Source organism: Nigerium sp., from assembly GCF_039811905.1.
GTDB lineage: Bacteria > Actinomycetota > Actinomycetes > Propionibacteriales > Propionibacteriaceae > Propioniciclava.
The window spans coordinates 11,925-29,208 of the sequence record NZ_JBDHZL010000026.1; the positions used below are offsets into that span (position 1 = coordinate 11,925).

Genomic DNA, 17,284 nt, shown 5'->3' on the forward strand with positions numbered 1-17,284 from the left:
TCCGCGGGGCGGCGTACACGCCCCGACAAGGATCGATCCGTCCACGTTCGTCCATCGCTCATGGACGTCGCCATCAGTACTCGTAGTCCTCGCGGTCCCAGGAGGCGTCCAGGCTGGGGGTGTTCGACGTGATGACCGAGCCGTCCGACCGGATGCCGCCCACGGCTCCGCGCCGCGGGCGCAGGTTCGGCCCCTGGCCCTCCAACGGCACGGCGACCCGCTCGCCGGGCGCGAGATGGAGCTCGCGGCCCCGTACCGTGACGTCCAGGGCGCCGCCGGCGTCCACGAGGAGCGCGATCTCGCGCTGCTGCAGCGTCACGCGCAGCCGGGACCCGCGGACCAACAGGGTGAACGCCAGCTCGTCCCACCCGCGGGGCAGCCGCGGGTCGAACATGATCGTGCCGTCGTAGTCGCGCATGCCCGAGAAGCCGTAGACGAGGGCGTTCCACACGCCGCCCATCGAGGCGATGTGGACGCCGTCGCTCGTGTTGTGGTGCAGGTTGGCGAGGTCGACGTAGAGGCCCGCGTAGAAGTAGTCGAGCGCGAGCTTCCGGTAGCCGACGAGCGCGGCGATGATCGACTGGACGACCGCCGAGAGCGTCGAATCGCCGGTGGTGATCGGGTCGTAGTAGTCGAAGTCGGCGCGGATCTGCTCGAGCGTGAAGTCCTGCCCCGCGAGGAAGAGCGCGAGCGTCGTGTCGGCCTGCTTCAGCACCTGGTAGCGGTAGATCACCAGGGGGTGGAAGTGCAGCATCAGCGGCCGGAACTCGGGCGGCGTGGCCGCCAGGTCCCACATCTCGCGCTGGAGGAAATCGGACGACTGCGGATGAATCCCGAGGTTCTTGTCGACCAGCACGACCATGCCGTCGGCGCAGGCCTCCCACTCGTCGATCTCGGCCGGGTCGAGCCCGATCTTGCGGACCAGCCCGTCATACAGGCCCGGCTCCTCGGCCTGCATCGAGCGCATCAGGGACGCCGCCCGCCGCAGGTTGAACCGCGCCATCACGTTCGTGAACATGTTGTTGTTCACGACCGTCGTGTACTCGTCGGGGCCGGTCACGCCGTGAATGTGGAACTCTCGCGAACCGTCCGCCTGCTCGCGCCAGAAGCCGAGGTCGGCCCACATGCGGGCCGTCTCGGCGAAGAGCTCGGCGCCGTCGCGGTAGAGAAAGCCCTGGTCACCCGTCGCGTCGGCGTACTTCGCGAAGGCGAACACGACGTCGGCGTCGATGTGGTACTGCGCGGTGCCGGCCGCGTAGTAGGCGGACGCCTCCTCGCCGTTGATCGTGCGCCAGGGGAACAGGATGCCCCGCTGGTTCAGCTCGTGCGCCCGCCGCCGGGCGGCCGGCACCATGCTGGTGCGGAACCGCAACGTGTTCCGCGCGAGGTCGGGGTTCGTGTAGCAGAGGAACGGCACGACGTAGATGTCGGTGTCCCAGAAGTAGTGGCCCTCGTAGCCGGAGCCGGTGACCCCCTTCGCCGCGATGCCGTGCTGGTCGGCCCGCGCGGCCGCCTGCGCCAACTCGAACAGGCACCAGCGGATGGCCTGCTGCAAGGCCGGACGCCCCTCGAGCCGGACGTCCGAGGTGTCCCAGTAGTGGTCGAGCCAGGCGCGCTGCCGCTCGTGGAACGAGGGGATGCCGGCGTCCCGGACGCGGTCGAGCGTGCGCCGGCAGCGGTCGAAGAGCTCCCGCACCGGCACGGACCGCGACGTGTGATAGGCGACCGCCTTCGTGATGCGGATCGTCTGGCCGGGCTGCGCGATCACCCGGAAGACCTTCTTGCCGATGTCGGGCTCGGTGCTGATGAGCTCCTCGACGGGGGCGTCGCTCTCGACGGTGTGGTCGGCCGCGACCGCGAGCGTCATGCGGGAGTTGTGGCAGCGGTAGCCGAGGATCATGCGGCGCTCGGAGTTCCAGTGGCCCATCGGCTCCAGCACGTCGTCCAGCCGGGCCGTCTTGCGGGGGTCGTGGACGTTGCCGGGCGCCGGCTCGGCCGCCCCCGGGCTGTACTCGTCGCGCCCCGACTGCCGGTTCAGGATCTGTGACGAGATCGCGATCGGGGCGGCGGCGTCCAGCATCGTGACCTCGAACGTCATGAGCGCCAGATGCCGCTCGGGCAGCGACACCATCCGTGTCGACCGGACGCGGACGCGCTTGCCGGCGGGCGTCCGCCACAGGATGTCGCGGCGCAGGATGCCGTCGCGGAAGTCGAGCGACCGCTCGTAGGATTCGAGGTCGGCCACCGACAGCAGCAGCGGCTCGTCGTCGACGTACAGCTTGATCAGCATCGCGTCGGGCACGTTCACGATCGTCTGGCCCGTCTTGGCGAAGCCGTAGGCGTGCTCGGCGTGCCGGATCTGCCAGGTCTCGTGGAAGCCGTTGATGAAGGTGCCGTGCACCTCGGCGTCCCGGCCCTCCTCGGGCGTGCCGCGCATGCCCAGGTAGCCGTTGGCGACGGCGAAGACCGTCTCGGAGGCGCCCAGGTCGTCGTCGGAGTACGCGGTCTCCACCAGCCGCCACGGGTCGACGGGGAAGCGGTGCCGGTCGATCGGGTCGGCGCTCGGGCTCTCGGGGGTCACCGCAACTCCTCCAGATCGGTCACGACGACGTCGGCCCCCGCCTCGGTGAGCGCCTCGGCGCCCACGCCCCGGTCGACGCCGACGACCAGGCCGAACGCGCCGGCCCTGCCCGCCCGGACGCCGGACACGGCGTCCTCCACCACCACCGACCGCTCGGCGGTGCTGCCGAGCCGGCGGGCCGCCTCGGCGAACGTGTCGGGCGCCGGCTTGCCCGGCAGCCCCTCCTCGGCGGCGACGAGCCCGTCGATGATGACCTCGAACCGGTCGAGGAGGCCCGCCGCGCCGAGCGCGGTGCGGGCGTTCTTGCTGGACGACACCACAGCCACACCCTTGCCCAGGGCCTGCACGCTGTCGAGCAGACGCACCGAACCCGGGTAGGGGGCGATGCCGTCGCGCGCGAGCACCTCGTTGAAGAGGGCGTTCTTGCGGTTGCCGAGGCCGCAGACCGTCTCGGCGTCGGGCGGGTCAGCCGGATCGCCGTAGGGCACCTCGAGCCCGCGGGAGGCCAGGAACGACGCGACGCCGTCGTAGCGGGGCTTGCCGTCGACGAACGCGAAGTAGTCGGCGTCCGTGTACGGCTCGGTGACGCCCCGGCCGGCGAGGAACGTGTTGAACAGCTCCGACCAGGCGCGCATGTGGATGTCGGCGGTCGGCGTCAGGACGCCGTCCAGGTCGAACAGGACGGCGTCGTAGTCACTCCACTCCATGCGACACATCGTAGGAGAGGGCCGCCGATCCTCCCCCATCGGGACGTTTCGGCCACGTGACAAACGCCGTGCGCACGAGCAACCTTTGCGCCCTCCTCGAGCGTCATCATCGTAGGGACGCCGGTCCCCTGCGCGTCCCCACCCCAACGAGGAGGAACCATGCCCACCCCACGCCGTCTCGCCGCCATCGCCGCCAGCACCGCAGTGATCGCGTCCGGCCTCATCACCCCCGCCCTGGTCGCCCCGGCCACCGCCGTCCCGGCCCGCCCGGCCGCGAGCGTGGCCGCGCAGGCGTCCCGGGCGACCAGCTACCGGGTCGTGCCCGCCACGAAGGGCACGTTCACGTTCCGCGCGCGCCTGCTGCACCAGGGCGTGAAGGCGAGCGGCGACGACACCGCCTGGCTGCCGACGGCCTGGCAGCCCGTCGAGTGCGGCGCCCGGACGCCCGCCCTGCCCGCGTTCGCCCGACTCCGCGCCAGCCGCGTCATCGCCTCCTCCGGGCCGGAGCACGGCGAACTCGAGGGCGTCCTGCAGTTCCGGACGACCGCGGCCGCCCGGCAGTTCGTGAGCCAGGTGACGTCGGCGTCCCGGCGCTGCGACGGGGTCGTCACCAGCGGAACGAAGACCCGGCGCACCGAGAGCCGCGTCGCCGGGGCCTGGGCGCAGGGCGTCGCCCTGCGCAGCTGGGTGCAGATCAAGGTCGACGGCCGGTACCGCACCGTGCCCGGCGCGGACGCCACCCTGGTCGTCCGCAAGGGCAACCGCGTCGCCGTGGCCGCCACGGGCGCCGAGTACCTCGGGGACGCCTGGCGCACGCCTGCGGTGCGCGCGGAGCTGCTGAAGGCGGTGAACTACACGGCCAAGGCCATGTGAGAACCCCTCGTCACCAGGGGTGATGCCCCGCAAGACCCGGGACGCCGCCGGCTCAGCCGGCGGCGTCCACGCTCACCTGGGTGCCGCCCACCTCGATGATCTCGCCGCCGTGGAGCTGCCGCCCGCGCCGGGTCTCGACGGCGCCGTCGACGAGCACCTCCCCGGCGGCGATCAGCGCGTGCGCGTGCGACCCGGAGTCGACCAGCCCCGCGACCTGCAGAAACTGGCCGAGCCTGATCGTTCCGCGCACCTCGACGGACTCCATGGACGCCTCCTCAGTACCCGATCGACGCCAGGTAGCGCCGCGAGTCGGCGATGCAGTCGAACGGGTCGCGGCCGTACGTGTCGTCTTGTTCGATGAAGAAGTATTCCGCGCCGGCGGCCTCGGACGCCGGGAGCAACTCGGGCCAGTTCATGTTGCCCTGGCCGACCTCGGCGAACTGGGCCAGGTTCACGAACATCGCGAACCCCGCGGCCCGGTCGCCGGACGTCATCTCGTCGACGGCCGCCTGCGGCAGCGGGACGATACGGAAATCCTTCACGTGGATCAGCTTGCAGACCCCCGAGTAGGCCTTCAGCATGTCGAGCGGGGCCATGCCGCCCCGCTGCACCCAGTGCAGGTCGACCTCGAAGTTCAGGCTCGGCGCGACCCTCCGGACGATGTCGAACACCCGCTCGCCCTCGAACTGCGCCAGGTCGACGTGGTGGTTGTGGTAGCACAGCGTGATGCCGTGCTCGGCGAGCCGCTGGGCGGCGTCCTCGCAGTCGGCCGCCCAGGCCTCACAGGCGTCCTTGCTGACCATCGCGGTGAACGGCATCATGCCGATGCGCACGAACCGGACGCCCAGCCGCGCGCAGTCGGCGACGATCTTGTCGAAGTCGGCGTCGAGCGCATCCCCGGTCGCGGTCGGCCCGGCCTTGAGTGCGACCGACAGGGCGCCCACCTCGATGCCGAGCTCGTCGCGGCCGCGCTCGAGGCCGGCGGTGTTCGCCGCGTCCATCGGAATCTGCGAGACCTCGACCGCGTCGATGTCGAGCTGCTTCAGCCGCTGCAGCACGGCGAACATGCCCTGCTCGGCGACCTGCTCGCGCAGCATCATCATCTGTACCCCGAGCACCGCCATGTCAGCTCCGCTCCGCGAACGCGCCCTCGTCGGCGATGCGCTTGTTGAGTTCGGCCAGGTACCGCTCCTCGTCGAAGTGCTCGATCGAGACCTCCTCGCCGGTCCAGCTCGACAGGTGGATCGCGTTCGCCAGCCGGACGCCGTGGATGCCGTCGCCGCCGGGAGCGATGAGCTCTTCCTCCCCCGCCACGGCCGCCGCGAAGTTGCGCAGCACCTCGCAGTGCTGGGCGCCCCAGACGGACCCGTAGTCCTTCGTCTCGACGTCCATCAGCTCGGCCGTGTTGAGCTGGCCGGTGAAGAGCCGGGCGACCGCCGCCATGTCCATCGAGTCGCTGATCTCGCGCTCGGGCTTCTTCAGGCGGGTGATCGTCACGGTCTTGGAGTCGTCGACGACGATCTTGCCGGCGTCGCACAGGATCTCGAGACGGTCGGTCCCGACCAGGTCGTTGGTGCAGGTGATGAACGAGCCGGTGGCCCCGTCGCCGAAGTCGGCGAGGGCGTTCACCTCGTCTTCCACCACGATGTCGCGCTTGAAGCCGAACGCGCACTTCGCGAAGACGGACTTCGGGACGCCGCACAGCCACTGCCACAGGTCGAGCTGGTGGGGCGCCTGGTTCACCAGGACGCCGCCGCCCTCGCCGCCCCACGTGGCGCGCCAGTCGGACTGCTCGTAGTAGCCCTGCGGCCGCCACCAGGTCGTGATGACCCACGAGGTGTGCCGCAGCGCGCCCAGCTCGCCCGAGTCGAGCAACGCCTTGAGGTCGCGGTACAGCGGGTTGGTGCGCTGGTTGAAGAACACGCCGAACGTCAGGTCGGGCTTGGTCGCGGCCAGGTCGATCAGCTCCCGCGCCTGCTTCGTGTAGACGCCCACCGGCTTCTCGACGAGCGCGTGCACGCCGTGCTCGAGCGCGTAGATGCCCATCTCGGGGTGCAGGTAGTGCGGCACCGTCGTGACGACCGCCTCGACGTCGCCCGAGTCGATCATCTGGCGGTAGTCGTCGTAGAAGGGGACGCCGAGGGCGTCCGCCGTCGCCTTCTTCTCGGGCAGGACGTCGCAGATCGCGCCGACCTCCACCGTGGGCACCATGCCGCTCTTGATGAACTGGGCGTACATGCCGCCCTCCGCGCCCAGGCCGATGATGCCCAGGCGAAGCTTGTTCTCTGCCATGCCAGCTCCTTCGCTGCGTGCTTCAGACGTGTGCTGCCGCCACCCTAAGTGTGCGGCGACAAGCGATTCGAGGGGTTACCCGGAGTTGCCTTGGGGTTCGTACACCGTTCGCGTGGTCGACCCGGACACCCCTCACAGCCCCGACTGCCGGTACACCTCTTTGAGGATCTCCAGCGACTTCATGGCCTCCGCGGGCCCGATCCAGAACGGCTCGGGGTCGTCGAGCGAGCCGTAGAAGTCGCGGATCAGCAGCTCGTGGCTCACCCCCCAATACGACCGGCCCTCCGAGGGCGCCTTGCGCTCGGCGTACTTGTCACGAGGACGGTCGCCCTTCCAACGGACGCGCAGCCCGTTGCGGATCACGACGTACGCGTTCTCGCAGTCGAGCTCGATCTCGACCGGACGATGTTGCGGCGCGGCGAGGGTACCGTAGAACGCCGTGCGGACGCCGCCCGCGTGCGTCAGCAGGATCTCCGCCGCGTCCTCCACTTCGGAGACCGCCCCGTACCGCCGCGTCGCCACCTCCCCGGAGAGCTCGGTGACGTCGCCGAGCAGCCACTGGAGCAGGTCGAGCGTGTGGATCGCCTGGTTGATCAGCAGACCGCCGCCCGCCTCGGCCCAATGGGCCCGCCACGGGCGCGCCTGGTAATAGCCGGGCGACCGCGTCCACACCACCGAGGCGTACGCGCCGTGCACCTCGCCCAGCTCGCCCGAATCGAGCAACCGCTTCACCTGCTGGCTGGAGACGTTGTAGCGATTCTGGTAGCAGATCGCGATCTTCGCGGACGCCGTGGCGGCCGCCTCGACCAGCCGCCGGCCCTCCTCCAGCGTGTGCGCGATCGGCTTTTCCTGCAGCACGTGGACGCCGGCCGCCAGCGCGTCGAGGGAGACCTGCACGTGCTGGTGGTGCGGCGTGGTGACGTGCACGACGTCGGGCGCGACCGACTCGAGCAGCTCGCCGTGCGTCGCGAACCCCGGGACGCCGTAGCGCGCGGCGGCCGCCTCGAGCCGCCCCGGGTCGGTGTCGCAGACGCCGACGAGCTCGATGCCGTCGATGGCCTCGATCGCCTCGAAGTGGACCGCGGAGACGTCTCCGCAACCGATCACGGCGGCGGTGGTCATCGGTACTCGATTCCCTGCTCGTCGAACAGCTTCACGAGGGCGGCGTGCGCCTGCCCCCACAGGTCGGGCCCGCAGAGCCCGCCGAAGGCGTCGAAGTCGCCGAGATGCGGCTCGAGGGAGAAGAAGCCGTCGTAGCCCGACTCGCGGAGCGCCGCGATGACCTCGCGCACCTGGCCGTCGCCCTCGCCGCAGGGCAGCACCTTGTTGATGTGGCCGGCGAACTGGTCTTCGCTGGCGAACTCGGTGGCGCTCGCGTCTTTGCAATGGATGTAGTCGGTGAACTCGCGCACCAGCGGGTACGCCTCGTCGAACGGCTTGACGCCGCACTGGACGTAGTTGGCCGGGTCGAAGATGCCGCGGTATCGCGGGGAGTCGATGGTGGTGATGAGGTCGACCACCCGGCGGGGGACGTCGCCGTAGATCTCTTTTTCGTTCTCGTGCAGCAGCGTGACGCCCGCGGATTCGGCGACCTCGACCATGGCCTTCGTGCGGGCCATGACCTCGTCGCGGTACGCGTCGGGATCGTCGCCCTCGGGAATGAAGAAGCTGAAGATGCGGATGAAGGGCGCGTCGAAGAACCGGGCGACCTCCACCGCGTGCCGGGTGCGCTGCAGGTGCGGTTCGAAGTCGTCGGTGATGAGGATCTTGCCCAGATCGGAGCCGATGGAGGACACCCGCACGCCGTGCTCAGCGAGCAGCCGCTTCGCGTCGTCGAGCTGCTCGGGCGTCAGGTCGAGAATCTTGGTGCCCCACGCGCTGCGGAACTCGAGGTAGCCGACCCCGAGGCGCTGGAGCGTCGTGAGTTGCTCGGTGAAGTCGTGGGAGATCTCGTCGGCGAAACCCGTGAGCGTCCACATGAGAAGGACCTGCTTTCCTCGTCGAATGGTCGTGCCCGTCAGCGTACGGGGCGCCACTGACGAAAATCAGCGGGTGGCCGCCTGTTGCCGTGAGGGCGGCGTCCGCAGGGCCAGCCAGGCGAGCGCGACGGTGTAGGCGACGAGCAGCGCGTTGCGGGCCGTGACCAGCACCACGGGGCGTCGGGCGTTGTGGAACAGCCAATCGTCGTAGGTCACGGGGTAGATCCACACGGTGAGGGCCATGAGCGCGAAGACGCAGGCATAGGACGCCGTCGCCGCGGCCGGTGCGGAGACGCCGGGGGCGTCCGGGGCGCCTGGCGCGTCCGGATGGGGAGTCTCAGGGAGGGCGTCTGGGGCTGGGCGGCGCCAGGCGACGCCCAGCACGACCACCGCCGGGGCGGCGAGCCACAGCATGTACTGGGGGCTGAACGCCTTGGAGGTCACGATCATCATGGCGATCACGAACAGCGCCGCCCAGGCTGCGCGCCACGGCGGGCAGCCTGCGGCGAACCAGCGCACCAGCACGAGCGCGAAGACGGCGAGGCCGGCGAGGAGGGCGGCGTCCGCGACGAGGAGGAGGGCCGGGACGGCCGGCCCGGCGACCTCGTAGGCGTTCCACTGGGAGAAGAACACGGAATACGAGGGGTCGGTGAGGCGTCGCCACATCGCGGGCGTCGCGACGACCGCCTCGATCTGCAGGCCGCGCAGGCTCTGGTAGCTGAGCGGGGAGAAGAGGCGCGTGAGCCCGGCGTCCCAGACGCTGAGGGCGGCCAGCAGGACGCCGGTTCCGATCGTGGCGAGGGTCGCGGCGACGCGGCGTCCGCGACGGGCGAGCGTCAGGGGGAACAGCAGGAGGGGCCAGACCTTGAGCGCGGTCGCGGCGGCGATCACGGGGCCGGCGGCGACGAAGCGACGCTCCAACAGCAGCAGGACGGCCGCCCCGGCGAGCACCGCGGGGACGATGTCGAACCGGAGCAGGGCGAGCCGTCCGGAGAGCGTGACGAGCAGCACCCAGCCGGCGACGCCGATCGGGCCGGTCCGCGCGATGAGGAGCGCGGTGAAGGCGGCGTCGAACAGCGTGACCAGCACGAGGAAGCCCGCCCGGTAGCCCTCGTACCCCTCCGCGCCGAGCCACGACGGCAGCATCAGCAACCAGGCGGCCGGGGTGGGGTACTCGGGAAAGATCGTCGCGAGGCTGCCGCCGATCTGTTTGGCCTTCTCGATCTGGAGAAAGTAGTAGTAGGTGTCGGAGTACTCGCCGGGGCGCAGCACGTACGCCCAGATGGAGAACGCCTTCGCGACGGCCCAGAGCAGCACCATCCCGAGCACGCCCTCGACGGTGACCGTTCGCCTCGACACGCGCCCTATTTCACCACGCCCCGTCGTGCCGGTCTCGCGGACGCCGTGGCCCTGGATGGCGGCGCGGACGCCACCGCGGACGCGGCAGCGAGAACGCGCCGGGGCCCGGCAGCATCCAGCGGCGGCGCCGGGCCACGAGCCCGAGCGCCGCGCAGGTGACGATCGACAGGGCCATGCCCGCCTCGGGGTGGCCCGCCCCCTGCAGCAGGACCATCTCGACGCTGCCCACCACCGCGACGGTCGCGTACAGGGGCGACCCGCCGAAGATCGCGGGGACGCGGTTGACCAGGATGTCCCGGATGACGCCGCCGCCCACGGCGGTGATGACCCCCAGCATGACGGCCGGCATCCAGCCGAGCCCGATGCCGAGCGCCTTGGACGCCCCGGTCGCCGACCAGCACCCGAGCGCGAGCACGTCCGCGACCGCGAGCAGGCGACGGGCGGGGCGTCCTTCGAGGGTCAGCAGGTAGGCGACGGCCGCGGAGACCAGCGCCCCGCCCAGGTACCAGGGGTCGGTGAGCGCGACCGGGAGGCGGTTCAGCAGGACGTCGCGCAGCATCCCGCCACCGAGCCCCGACGCGATCGCGAGCACGACGAAGCCGACGGCGTCGAAGCGGTGCGTCCGGGCGACCGCGCCCCCGAGGAGCCCGTTCGCCAGGACGCCCGTCACGTCGACGACGCGGAAGGCCCACGTGGGGTCGAACTCGTTCATCGCGGCCGATCATCCCACGCGGAGACGCCCCTCGTTCGCCCTCGCGTCGGCGGCCGTCACCCGGTCGCGGGGTGGGTCACAGGTGCGTCACGGCGCCCGGGGCGTCGGGGACGAGGGCGTCCGCGAGCGCCTCGAGGACCTCGGCGCGGGGCGACGTCCGGGGCCAGACGAGCGCGATGTCGCGCGTGGGGGCCGGCGGGGCGATGCGGCGGACGACGACCCCTGCCTCCCCGGACGCCGACGCCGCCAGCGCCGGCAGCAGCGTCACGCCGCCGCCGGCGACCATGGCGCGCAGGGTCTCGAGGGTGGACGCCCGATAGTCCTCGCGCGTGGACGCCCCGTGCTCGCGCACCCACGCGGCCACCTGATCGCCCAGGCAGTGCCCGGCCGACAACAGCATCAGCTCGTGGCGCGCCACCTCGGACGCCGCGACCGGCCCGGGGGCGTCCAGCGGATGCCCGGCCGGAACGGCCAGCAACAGTTCCTCCCGGAACAGCGGCCGGACGCGCAGCCGCGCGTCCGGCACCGGCAGCGCGACGAGGGCGGCGTCCAGGCGGCCGGCGTCCAGGAGGGCGAGCAGGTTGACCGACTTCTCCTCGGTCAGCAGCAGCTGCAGCCGCGGAAAACGCTCGCGGACGCCGCCCAGCACCCGCGGGAGCAGGTACGGCCCGAGCGTCGGGAACGCCCCGAGCCGCAGCGGGGTGTCGGCGCCGGTGGCGTCGGCGGCGAGCGTCCGGATGAGGGAGACCTCGTCGAGGATCGCCCGCGCGCGGTCGACGACCTGCCGGCCCACCGGGGTGAGCGCGGGCGGAGCGACCGACCGGTCCACCAGCGCGACGTCGAGCTCGCCCTCCAGCTTCTTCACCTGCGTGGAGAGCGTGGGCTGCGACACCGCGCACGCGGCGGCCGCCTGGCGAAAGCTCCGCCGGTCGGCCACCGCGACGAGGTACTCGAGGTCCCTCAGGTTCATGACGCGAGGGCGTCGGCCGGGGCGCTCGTCCTGATGAGGTGGTCGAACGCGGCCAGGGACGCCGTGGCCCCCGCCCCCATCGAGATCACGATCTGCTTGTAGGGCACGGTCGTGCAGTCGCCCGCGGCGAAGACCCCCGGCACCGAGGTCGCGCCGTGGTCGTCGATCTCGATCTCGCCGCGCGGGGTCTGCGCGACGGCGCCCTCCAGCCACTCGGTGTTCGGCAGCAGCCCGATCTGGACGAACAGGCCGTCCACGCCGAGCCGATGCGCCTCGCCGCTGGTGCGGTCGTTGTACTCGACGCCCGTCACCTGCTGGCCGTCGCCGACGACCCCGGTGATGTGAGCGGACGTCACCACGTCGACGTTCGGCAGGCTGTGCAGCTTCCGGACGAGCACCTCGTCGGCCTTCAACTGGTCGAGGTACTCGACGACGGTCACGTGGCCGACGACGCCGGCCAGATCGATCGCCGCCTCGATGCCCGAGTTGCCCCCGCCGGCGACCGCGACGCGCTTGCCCTTGAAGAGCGGCCCGTCGCAGTGCGGGCAGAACGTGACGCCCTTGTTGCGGTACTCGTCCTCACCCGGGACGCCGAGCGTCCGGTAGCGCGCGCCCGTCGCGACGATCACGCTCTTGGCCTTCAGGGACGCCCCGCCGTCGAACTGCACGGTCACGAGGCCGTCGTCGCCGGCCGGGACGAGACCGGTCGCATGGGCCTGCTTCATGATGTCGACGTCGTAGGAGCGCACGTGCTCCTCCAGCGCCGCCCCCAGCTTCGGCCCCTCGGTGTACGGCACGGAGATGAAGTTCTCGATCGCCATGGTGTCCAGCACCTGGCCGCCGAACCGCTCGGCCGCGACGCCGGTGCGCAGCGCCTTGCGGGCCGCGTAGATCGCCGCGGCCGCGCCGGCCGGACCCCCGCCGACGACGAGCACGTCGAAGGCGTCCTTGGCGTTGAGGGCGTCGGCCGCCCGCTCGCCGGCCCCGGCGTCCAGCTTGGCGACGAAGTCGTCGATGTCCATCCGGCCCTGCCCGAAGAGCTCGCCGTCGGCGTAGATCGTCGGGACGGCCAGCACGTTGCGCTCGGCGATCTCGTCGGGGAACGCGCCGCCCTCGACCGCCGTGTGCCGGATCTGCGGGTTGAGCACGCTCATCGCGTTGAGCGCCTGCACGACCGTCGGGCAGTTCTGGCACGTCAGCGACATGTAGGTGACGAACTCGTGCGGCCCGAGCGCCTTCACCGCGTCGATCGTGGCCTGCTCGGCCTTCACCGGGTGGCCGCCGACCTGCAGCAGCGCGAGCACGAGGGAGGTGAACTCGTGGCCCATCGGGACGCCGGCGAAGCGCACCTCGACGTCGGTGCCCGTGCGCCGGATCGCGAACGACGGGGTGCGCTCGTTCGCCTCCTCGGTGACGGTCACCAGCTCGGACAGCGCGGCGATCTCGCCGAGCAGCTCGCGCGTCTGGGTCGACTTCGGGCCGTCGTCGAGCGAGGCGGCGAGTTCGATCGGCAGCTTCACCAGCTCGAGGTACTTCTTCAACTGGGCGGTGGCGTTGGCATCAAGCATGGGGTTCTCCTTCGGGCGATTCGGACGCCGACGCGACCGTCCGCGCGGGGCGATCACGGCGTCCACCAGGGGTGACGGGGTGACAAGGACCGGCGTCGAGGCGCGCCTCGCGCGGCCTCGTCGCCGGTCCTGCGAAGGGGTGGATCAGATCTTGCCCACGAGGTCGAAGGACGGGGTGAGGGTCTCCTCGCCTTCCTCCCACTTGGCGGGGCAGACCTCGCCCGGGTGGTTGCGCACGTACTGCGCGGCCTTCACCTTGCGCACCAGCTCGGTCGCGTTGCGGCCGACGCCCTCGGACGTCGTCTCGACGTACTGGATGATGCCGTCGGGGTCGATCAGGAACGTGGAGCGGTCGGACAGCCCCGACTCCGGACGCATGTTGTCGAAGTTCTCCGTGATGACGCCCTGCACGTCGCCGAGCATCGCGTACTGCACGGTGCCGACCTCGGGGGACGTCTCGTGCCAGGCCTTGTGCACGAAGTGGCTGTCGCGGCTCGCGGAGTAGACCTCGACGCCCAGGCCCTGGAGCTCGGCGTAGACGTCCTGCAGGTCGGCGAGCTCGGTCGGGCACACGAACGTGAAGTCGGCCGGGTAGAAGAAGACGATGTTCCACTTGCCCTGGAAGTCGTCGCTCGACACATCCACGAACGCACCGTTCTTGTAGGCGGTCGTCTGGAAGGGCTTGATCGGGGTGTTGATCAGGGACACAGGTTCGTACCTTTCATCGCGTTGTTCTGATAGGCAGGCTATATCTCTAGTCGGGCTGACTCAAAACCCCATCTATCAGTGGTCAGGCCACCTGAGGGGTCGCCGCGGGGCGTCCGCGCTGGTCAGAGGCGGATTGACCCGTTCCGTTCGGATTTTTCACTCGGTGAAGTTCGATTCACGGGGTGAGATCGTCCTAGATGCGGGACGCCGCGGCGGCGCCGCGCGGAAAACTGTCAGGCCGCGGTGGTGGGGTTCTCTCCATGAGAACCCGGACGCCGCCGACTGCCGCCCGCGACCGCGGGCCCGCCGGCTCAGCCCTCGCCCGGCTCGATCAGGCCGCCGGAGTACGCGGCGACCACGATGCCCGTCCGGTCGCGCGCCCCCGCCTTGGCCAGCAGCGCCGAGACGTGGGTCTTCACGGTTTCGGCGCTGACGTAGAGGGTCGCGGCGATCTCCGCGTTGCTCAGTCCGCGGGCGACGAGGGCCAGGACCTCCCGCTCGCGTGCGGTGAGCCGGTCGGCCCACGGGGCGCGACGGCGGCGCGGGCCGCCGACCAGGCGGCGGACGGCGTCCGGGAAGAGCAGGGAGTCACCCGCGGCGACCGTGCGGATGGCGCGGGCCAACTCGTCGGGGCGGGCGCGCTTCAGCACGAATCCGTGCGCGCCGGCGCGCAGGGCGTCGGCGACGTACTCGTCGTTCTCGAAGGTGGTGAGCACGAGCACGCGTGGGGCGTCGGGGCGGGCGACGATGCGGCGGGTCGCGTCGATGCCGTCGACGCGAGGCATGCGGACGTCCATGAGCACGACGTCGACGGGGGCGCGGTCGAGCGCCTCCCGCACCTCGGCGCCGTCGGCGGCCTCGCCGACGACCTCGAGGTCGGGCTCCGTGCCGAGCACCGCGATGAGCCCGGCGCGGAAGAGGGCGTCGTCGTCCACGACGAGGAGGCGGATCATGCGGGGCTCCGGGGAGTCGATGGGATCGAACCGGTCTCGGGCGGGTCGGTCGGGGCCGGGCTGCTCGGGGGCGAGCCGCTCGGGGGCCGATCGGGGCCGGCGTCGGCCGACGCGTTGGATACGGCGTCGGCCGATGGGTCGGCGACGGCCGGCAGGTCGACCGCGACCACCCAGCGGTCGCCTGCGAGCCCCGCCGAGAGGGAGCCGCCCTCCAGCAGCACGCGTTCGCGGAGGCCGCGCAGGCCGCCTTCGTGGCCGGGGCGTCCCGGGTCGGGGCCGAGCTCGTTGGCGACGACCAACCGGACGCCGGCGGCGTCCGAGCGGAGGATGAGGTGCGCCGAGCCGCGTCCGTAGCGGGTCGCGTTGGTGAGCGCCTCGCGCGCGAGGCGCGCGATCACCGGCTCGAGGGCGGGCGGGAGGTCGCCGGAGCGGTCCACCCGGAGGCGGAGCTGGCGGGCGGCCGCGGCGAGCACGTCGTCGAGGGCGGGGGCGGCGGTGGGCACGCCGTCGTCGGTGAGTCCGCGGCGCAGGGCTCCCAGCACGCCGTCGAGGTCGTCGAGCGCGGACCGGGCTACGGAGGACGCCGCCCGCGCGGCGCGGGCGGCGGCGTCCGGGTCGCGCGGGGCGAGGCGTTCGGCCGCGTCGGCCTGCGCGGTGATCGCGGTCAGGGCGTGGCCGATGGAGTCGTGCAGTTCGCGCGCGAGGTGCTGCGAACGGGCGAGGGCCCGCTCGCGGGCGGTGGAGGCGGCGAGGAGGTCGGCGTCCGAGGGGCCGAGGAAGCTCGGCGCGAGACGGGAGGTGAGGCGTCCGGCGGCCGGGATCGCGGCGAGGCCGGCGGCCAGGAGCACGGCCCCGGCGGGCACGAGCCACCACGACGCCCAGCCGGCGCCGACGTGCCAGATGCCGAGGCGTCCGGGGACGATCATGTCGGCGTCCCCCGAGAAAGGGAAGCCGACGAAGCCGAGCCCCGTGGGCACCAGGATGAGCACCGCCAGGGCGGCGACGACGCCGGCGAGGGAGACCACGAGCCACCAGGCTGCGCCCAGCAGCCGCGGACCGCGAGCGCGGGTGACGACCGGGTCGGGCAGATCCAGCCCGAGCAGAACGCGGGCGGCCGCAATCTCCGTCGGGCGGACCGGCGGAGACGTCGCCACGAGCGTGATCGCGACGACCGTCGCCACGGCTAGCGCGACCACCAGCCGCCAGACCAACGCGCCCGGCGGCTGCCTGAGGAGGGTATTCGCGAACACCCAGCCGAGCGCGAGCGGCGGCAGGGCGAGCGCAGCACCCACGAACACGTGGGCGATCTCGCCCCACCGCAGCCCGCGCAGCCCTCTCATGGGCACGAGTCTGGCAGGCCGCGGGGCCGCGCCACTCCCCCGCGCGGGGGAGGAAGACGCCCCCACCGGGGGAGGATCCGGGGGCGTCCGCCCGCGAGGCTGGCCGCATGAACACGACGATCGAATCGACGACCGCTCGCTCCGAGGTCTGGACACGGCCGACCCTGCTCCGCCGGGCCCTCGCCGCCCTGGCCGTGGCGTCCTGCCTGCCGTATCTGGCACTGAAGACGATCTGGCTGACCGGCGGCTCGGTCGGCCTCGATGATCCCGAACTGCTCCACGGCCCGACCATGTGGGCGTTGAACCTGGTGACGTTCCTGCTGGACGCCGCGGCCATCGCCCTCGCGCTGGCGTTCGTCACGCGATGGGGGCGACACGTCCCGGCGCCGGTGATCCTGGTGCCGATGTGGGTCGGGTCGGGGCTGCTCGGAGGGGTGCTGCTCGCGCTGCCGCTGCAGTTGGTCCTGCCGGCGGGGGACGGGCAGGAGCCCCGATCCGGGTCGCGGCTGGGCCTGGAGCCGTGGGTCTACCAGGTGGTGTACGCCGGGTTCGCCGTCCTCGGGCTCGCGCTGCTCGCCGGGTTCGGGCTCTACGCGCGGGAGCGATGGTCCGGGGCGCTCACCGGCCGGCTGGGAGGTGGTTCGGGACCGGAGGGGACGGGGTCGGAGGGGTCGCCGGGGCTGTCGTCGCGAGGACCGGGAGCCCGCGACCGGGTGATCACCGGGACGGCGGTCGCGGCGTCCGCAGTGGCGTCGGTGGCGGTGTTCGCGACGCTCCGCGGGTCCGGGACGGCGCTGACCGCGCTCCCCCTCATCCTCGGGACGCTGCCGATCGTCGGGGTGGCAACGGTCGTCGCGCTGCGCACGGGGCGGCCGACTCGGTGGTCACGGTTCGCGACGGCGTCCGGGTGGTTCGTGGCGTCCGGGGCGCTCGGGGCGTGGGGCGGCTACCTGACGGTCCTGAGCGCGGTGCCGAACCCGATCTCGGGGGCGACGTCGCTGGACGCGGCGTCGCTGGTGCCGGCGCTGGCGCAGTGGGCGTCCGGATGCCTGCTGGGGTTGGCCGGCGTCCGAGCGCTGCGTTCAGGAGGGCTGCGCGCGCGGGCGTCCGGCGGGGAGGCGTCCGGCGGGGAGGACGCCGCCGCGTCCGGGCGGCCGGCCGATCAGGGTGTGTGACGTTCTCCACACTCTGGCGTGGAGAACGTCAGGTAGAAACGCAACGGGGCGAGGAACAGCGCGCTTC

Annotated in this window: 16 protein-coding genes; 2 read left to right on the plus strand and 14 right to left on the minus strand. The window is 71.9% G+C overall.

The window, feature by feature from the left end:
• Positions 1–73 precede the first annotated feature (73 nt).
• Both WMJ97_RS06835 and WMJ97_RS06840 read right to left on the minus strand, forming a co-directional pair.
• The gene (locus WMJ97_RS06835) at positions 74–2,581 is read right to left on the minus strand and encodes a glycosyl hydrolase family 65 protein (RefSeq protein ID WP_347348234.1); all 2,508 of its coding nucleotides are present in this window, start codon (positions 2,579–2,581) and stop codon (positions 74–76) included.
• Positions 2,578–3,297 (minus strand): HAD-IA family hydrolase, encoded by a 720-nt coding sequence (locus WMJ97_RS06840; protein WP_347348235.1) that lies wholly within the window; start codon positions 3,295–3,297, stop codon positions 2,578–2,580. Before WMJ97_RS06840 ends, WMJ97_RS06835 begins: the two co-directional genes overlap by 4 nt.
• A gap of 150 nt (positions 3,298–3,447) precedes the next feature.
• Here WMJ97_RS06840 and WMJ97_RS06845 point away from each other — a divergent pair, with 150 nt between their 5' ends.
• Positions 3,448–4,161: a hypothetical protein gene (locus WMJ97_RS06845; RefSeq protein WP_347348236.1), complete on the plus strand. Its 714-nt coding sequence runs from the start codon at positions 3,448–3,450 to the stop codon at positions 4,159–4,161.
• 52 nt (positions 4,162–4,213) lie between these two features.
• Here the strand turns inward: WMJ97_RS06845 and WMJ97_RS06850 are convergent, their stop codons facing one another.
• From WMJ97_RS06850 to WMJ97_RS06905, 12 genes are all read right to left on the minus strand, one after another.
• Positions 4,214–4,426, minus strand: coding sequence for an RNA-binding S4 domain-containing protein (locus WMJ97_RS06850; RefSeq protein WP_347348237.1), 213 nt, complete (start codon positions 4,424–4,426; stop codon positions 4,214–4,216).
• 10 nt (positions 4,427–4,436) lie between these two features.
• A complete protein-coding gene (locus tag WMJ97_RS06855; protein WP_347348238.1) occupies positions 4,437–5,285 on the minus strand; it encodes a sugar phosphate isomerase/epimerase in 849 nt (282 codons plus the stop codon).
• A gap of 1 nt (position 5,286) precedes the next feature.
• On the minus strand, positions 5,287–6,453 hold the full coding sequence (locus tag WMJ97_RS06860) for a Gfo/Idh/MocA family oxidoreductase (protein WP_347348239.1): 1,167 nt from the start codon (positions 6,451–6,453) through the stop codon (positions 5,287–5,289).
• Between the two features lie 132 nt (positions 6,454–6,585).
• Positions 6,586–7,575: a Gfo/Idh/MocA family oxidoreductase gene (locus WMJ97_RS06865; RefSeq protein WP_347348240.1), complete on the minus strand. Its 990-nt coding sequence runs from the start codon at positions 7,573–7,575 to the stop codon at positions 6,586–6,588.
• On the minus strand, positions 7,572–8,432 hold the full coding sequence (locus WMJ97_RS06870; RefSeq protein ID WP_347348241.1) for a sugar phosphate isomerase/epimerase family protein: 861 nt from the start codon (positions 8,430–8,432) through the stop codon (positions 7,572–7,574). The genes WMJ97_RS06865 and WMJ97_RS06870 overlap by 4 nt, the downstream gene beginning before the upstream one ends.
• A 66-nt stretch (positions 8,433–8,498) precedes the next feature.
• Complete coding sequence (locus tag WMJ97_RS06875) at positions 8,499–9,791, minus strand: glycosyltransferase 87 family protein (RefSeq protein WP_347348242.1); 1,293 nt, start codon at positions 9,789–9,791, stop codon at positions 8,499–8,501.
• Between the two features lie 10 nt (positions 9,792–9,801).
• Positions 9,802–10,503 carry a TRIC cation channel family protein gene (locus tag WMJ97_RS06880; protein ID WP_347348243.1) on the minus strand — a complete coding sequence of 234 codons (702 nt, stop codon included), beginning with the start codon at positions 10,501–10,503 and terminating at the stop codon, positions 9,802–9,804.
• A gap of 76 nt (positions 10,504–10,579) precedes the next feature.
• Positions 10,580–11,473, minus strand: a complete 894-nt coding sequence (locus WMJ97_RS06885; RefSeq protein WP_347348244.1) for a LysR substrate-binding domain-containing protein — start codon at positions 11,471–11,473, stop codon at positions 10,580–10,582.
• Entirely contained in the window at positions 11,470–13,041 is a 1,572-nt protein-coding gene (gene ahpF / locus WMJ97_RS06890; protein WP_347348245.1) for an alkyl hydroperoxide reductase subunit F, read from the minus strand. The genes WMJ97_RS06885 and ahpF overlap by 4 nt, the downstream gene beginning before the upstream one ends.
• 144 nt (positions 13,042–13,185) lie before the next feature.
• On the minus strand, positions 13,186–13,749 hold the full coding sequence (ahpC, locus tag WMJ97_RS06895; protein WP_347348246.1) for an alkyl hydroperoxide reductase subunit C: 564 nt from the start codon (positions 13,747–13,749) through the stop codon (positions 13,186–13,188).
• Between the two features lie 311 nt (positions 13,750–14,060).
• A complete protein-coding gene (locus WMJ97_RS06900) occupies positions 14,061–14,702 on the minus strand; it encodes a response regulator transcription factor (RefSeq protein WP_347348247.1) in 642 nt (213 codons plus the stop codon).
• Positions 14,699–16,042: a histidine kinase gene (locus WMJ97_RS06905; RefSeq protein ID WP_347348248.1), complete on the minus strand. Its 1,344-nt coding sequence runs from the start codon at positions 16,040–16,042 to the stop codon at positions 14,699–14,701. The genes WMJ97_RS06900 and WMJ97_RS06905 overlap by 4 nt, the downstream gene beginning before the upstream one ends.
• Before the next feature lie 107 nt (positions 16,043–16,149).
• Here WMJ97_RS06905 and WMJ97_RS06910 point away from each other — a divergent pair, with 107 nt between their 5' ends.
• Positions 16,150–17,217, plus strand: coding sequence for a hypothetical protein (locus tag WMJ97_RS06910; RefSeq protein ID WP_347348249.1), 1,068 nt, complete (start codon positions 16,150–16,152; stop codon positions 17,215–17,217).
• The last annotated feature ends 67 nt before the right edge of the window (positions 17,218–17,284 follow it).

Coding starts and splice junctions, on each gene's coding strand:
- WMJ97_RS06850 (WP_347348237.1), bottom strand. CDS start 4,426: ATGGAGTCCGTCGAGGTGCGCGGAACGATCAGGCTCGGCCAGTTTCTG.
- WMJ97_RS06885 (WP_347348244.1), bottom strand. CDS start 11,473: ATGAACCTGAGGGACCTCGAGTACCTCGTCGCGGTGGCCGACCGGCGG.
- WMJ97_RS06845 (WP_347348236.1), top strand. CDS start 3,448: ATGCCCACCCCACGCCGTCTCGCCGCCATCGCCGCCAGCACCGCAGTG.
- WMJ97_RS06910 (WP_347348249.1), top strand. CDS start 16,150: ATGAACACGACGATCGAATCGACGACCGCTCGCTCCGAGGTCTGGACA.
- WMJ97_RS06865 (WP_347348240.1), bottom strand. CDS start 7,575: ATGACCACCGCCGCCGTGATCGGTTGCGGAGACGTCTCCGCGGTCCAC.
- ahpF (WP_347348245.1), bottom strand. CDS start 13,041: ATGCTTGATGCCAACGCCACCGCCCAGTTGAAGAAGTACCTCGAGCTG.
- WMJ97_RS06900 (WP_347348247.1), bottom strand. CDS start 14,702: ATGATCCGCCTCCTCGTCGTGGACGACGACGCCCTCTTCCGCGCCGGG.
- WMJ97_RS06855 (WP_347348238.1), bottom strand. CDS start 5,285: ATGGCGGTGCTCGGGGTACAGATGATGATGCTGCGCGAGCAGGTCGCC.
- WMJ97_RS06880 (WP_347348243.1), bottom strand. CDS start 10,503: ATGAACGAGTTCGACCCCACGTGGGCCTTCCGCGTCGTCGACGTGACG.
- WMJ97_RS06860 (WP_347348239.1), bottom strand. CDS start 6,453: ATGGCAGAGAACAAGCTTCGCCTGGGCATCATCGGCCTGGGCGCGGAG.
- WMJ97_RS06870 (WP_347348241.1), bottom strand. CDS start 8,432: ATGTGGACGCTCACGGGTTTCGCCGACGAGATCTCCCACGACTTCACC.
- WMJ97_RS06840 (WP_347348235.1), bottom strand. CDS start 3,297: ATGTGTCGCATGGAGTGGAGTGACTACGACGCCGTCCTGTTCGACCTG.
- WMJ97_RS06905 (WP_347348248.1), bottom strand. CDS start 16,042: ATGAGAGGGCTGCGCGGGCTGCGGTGGGGCGAGATCGCCCACGTGTTC.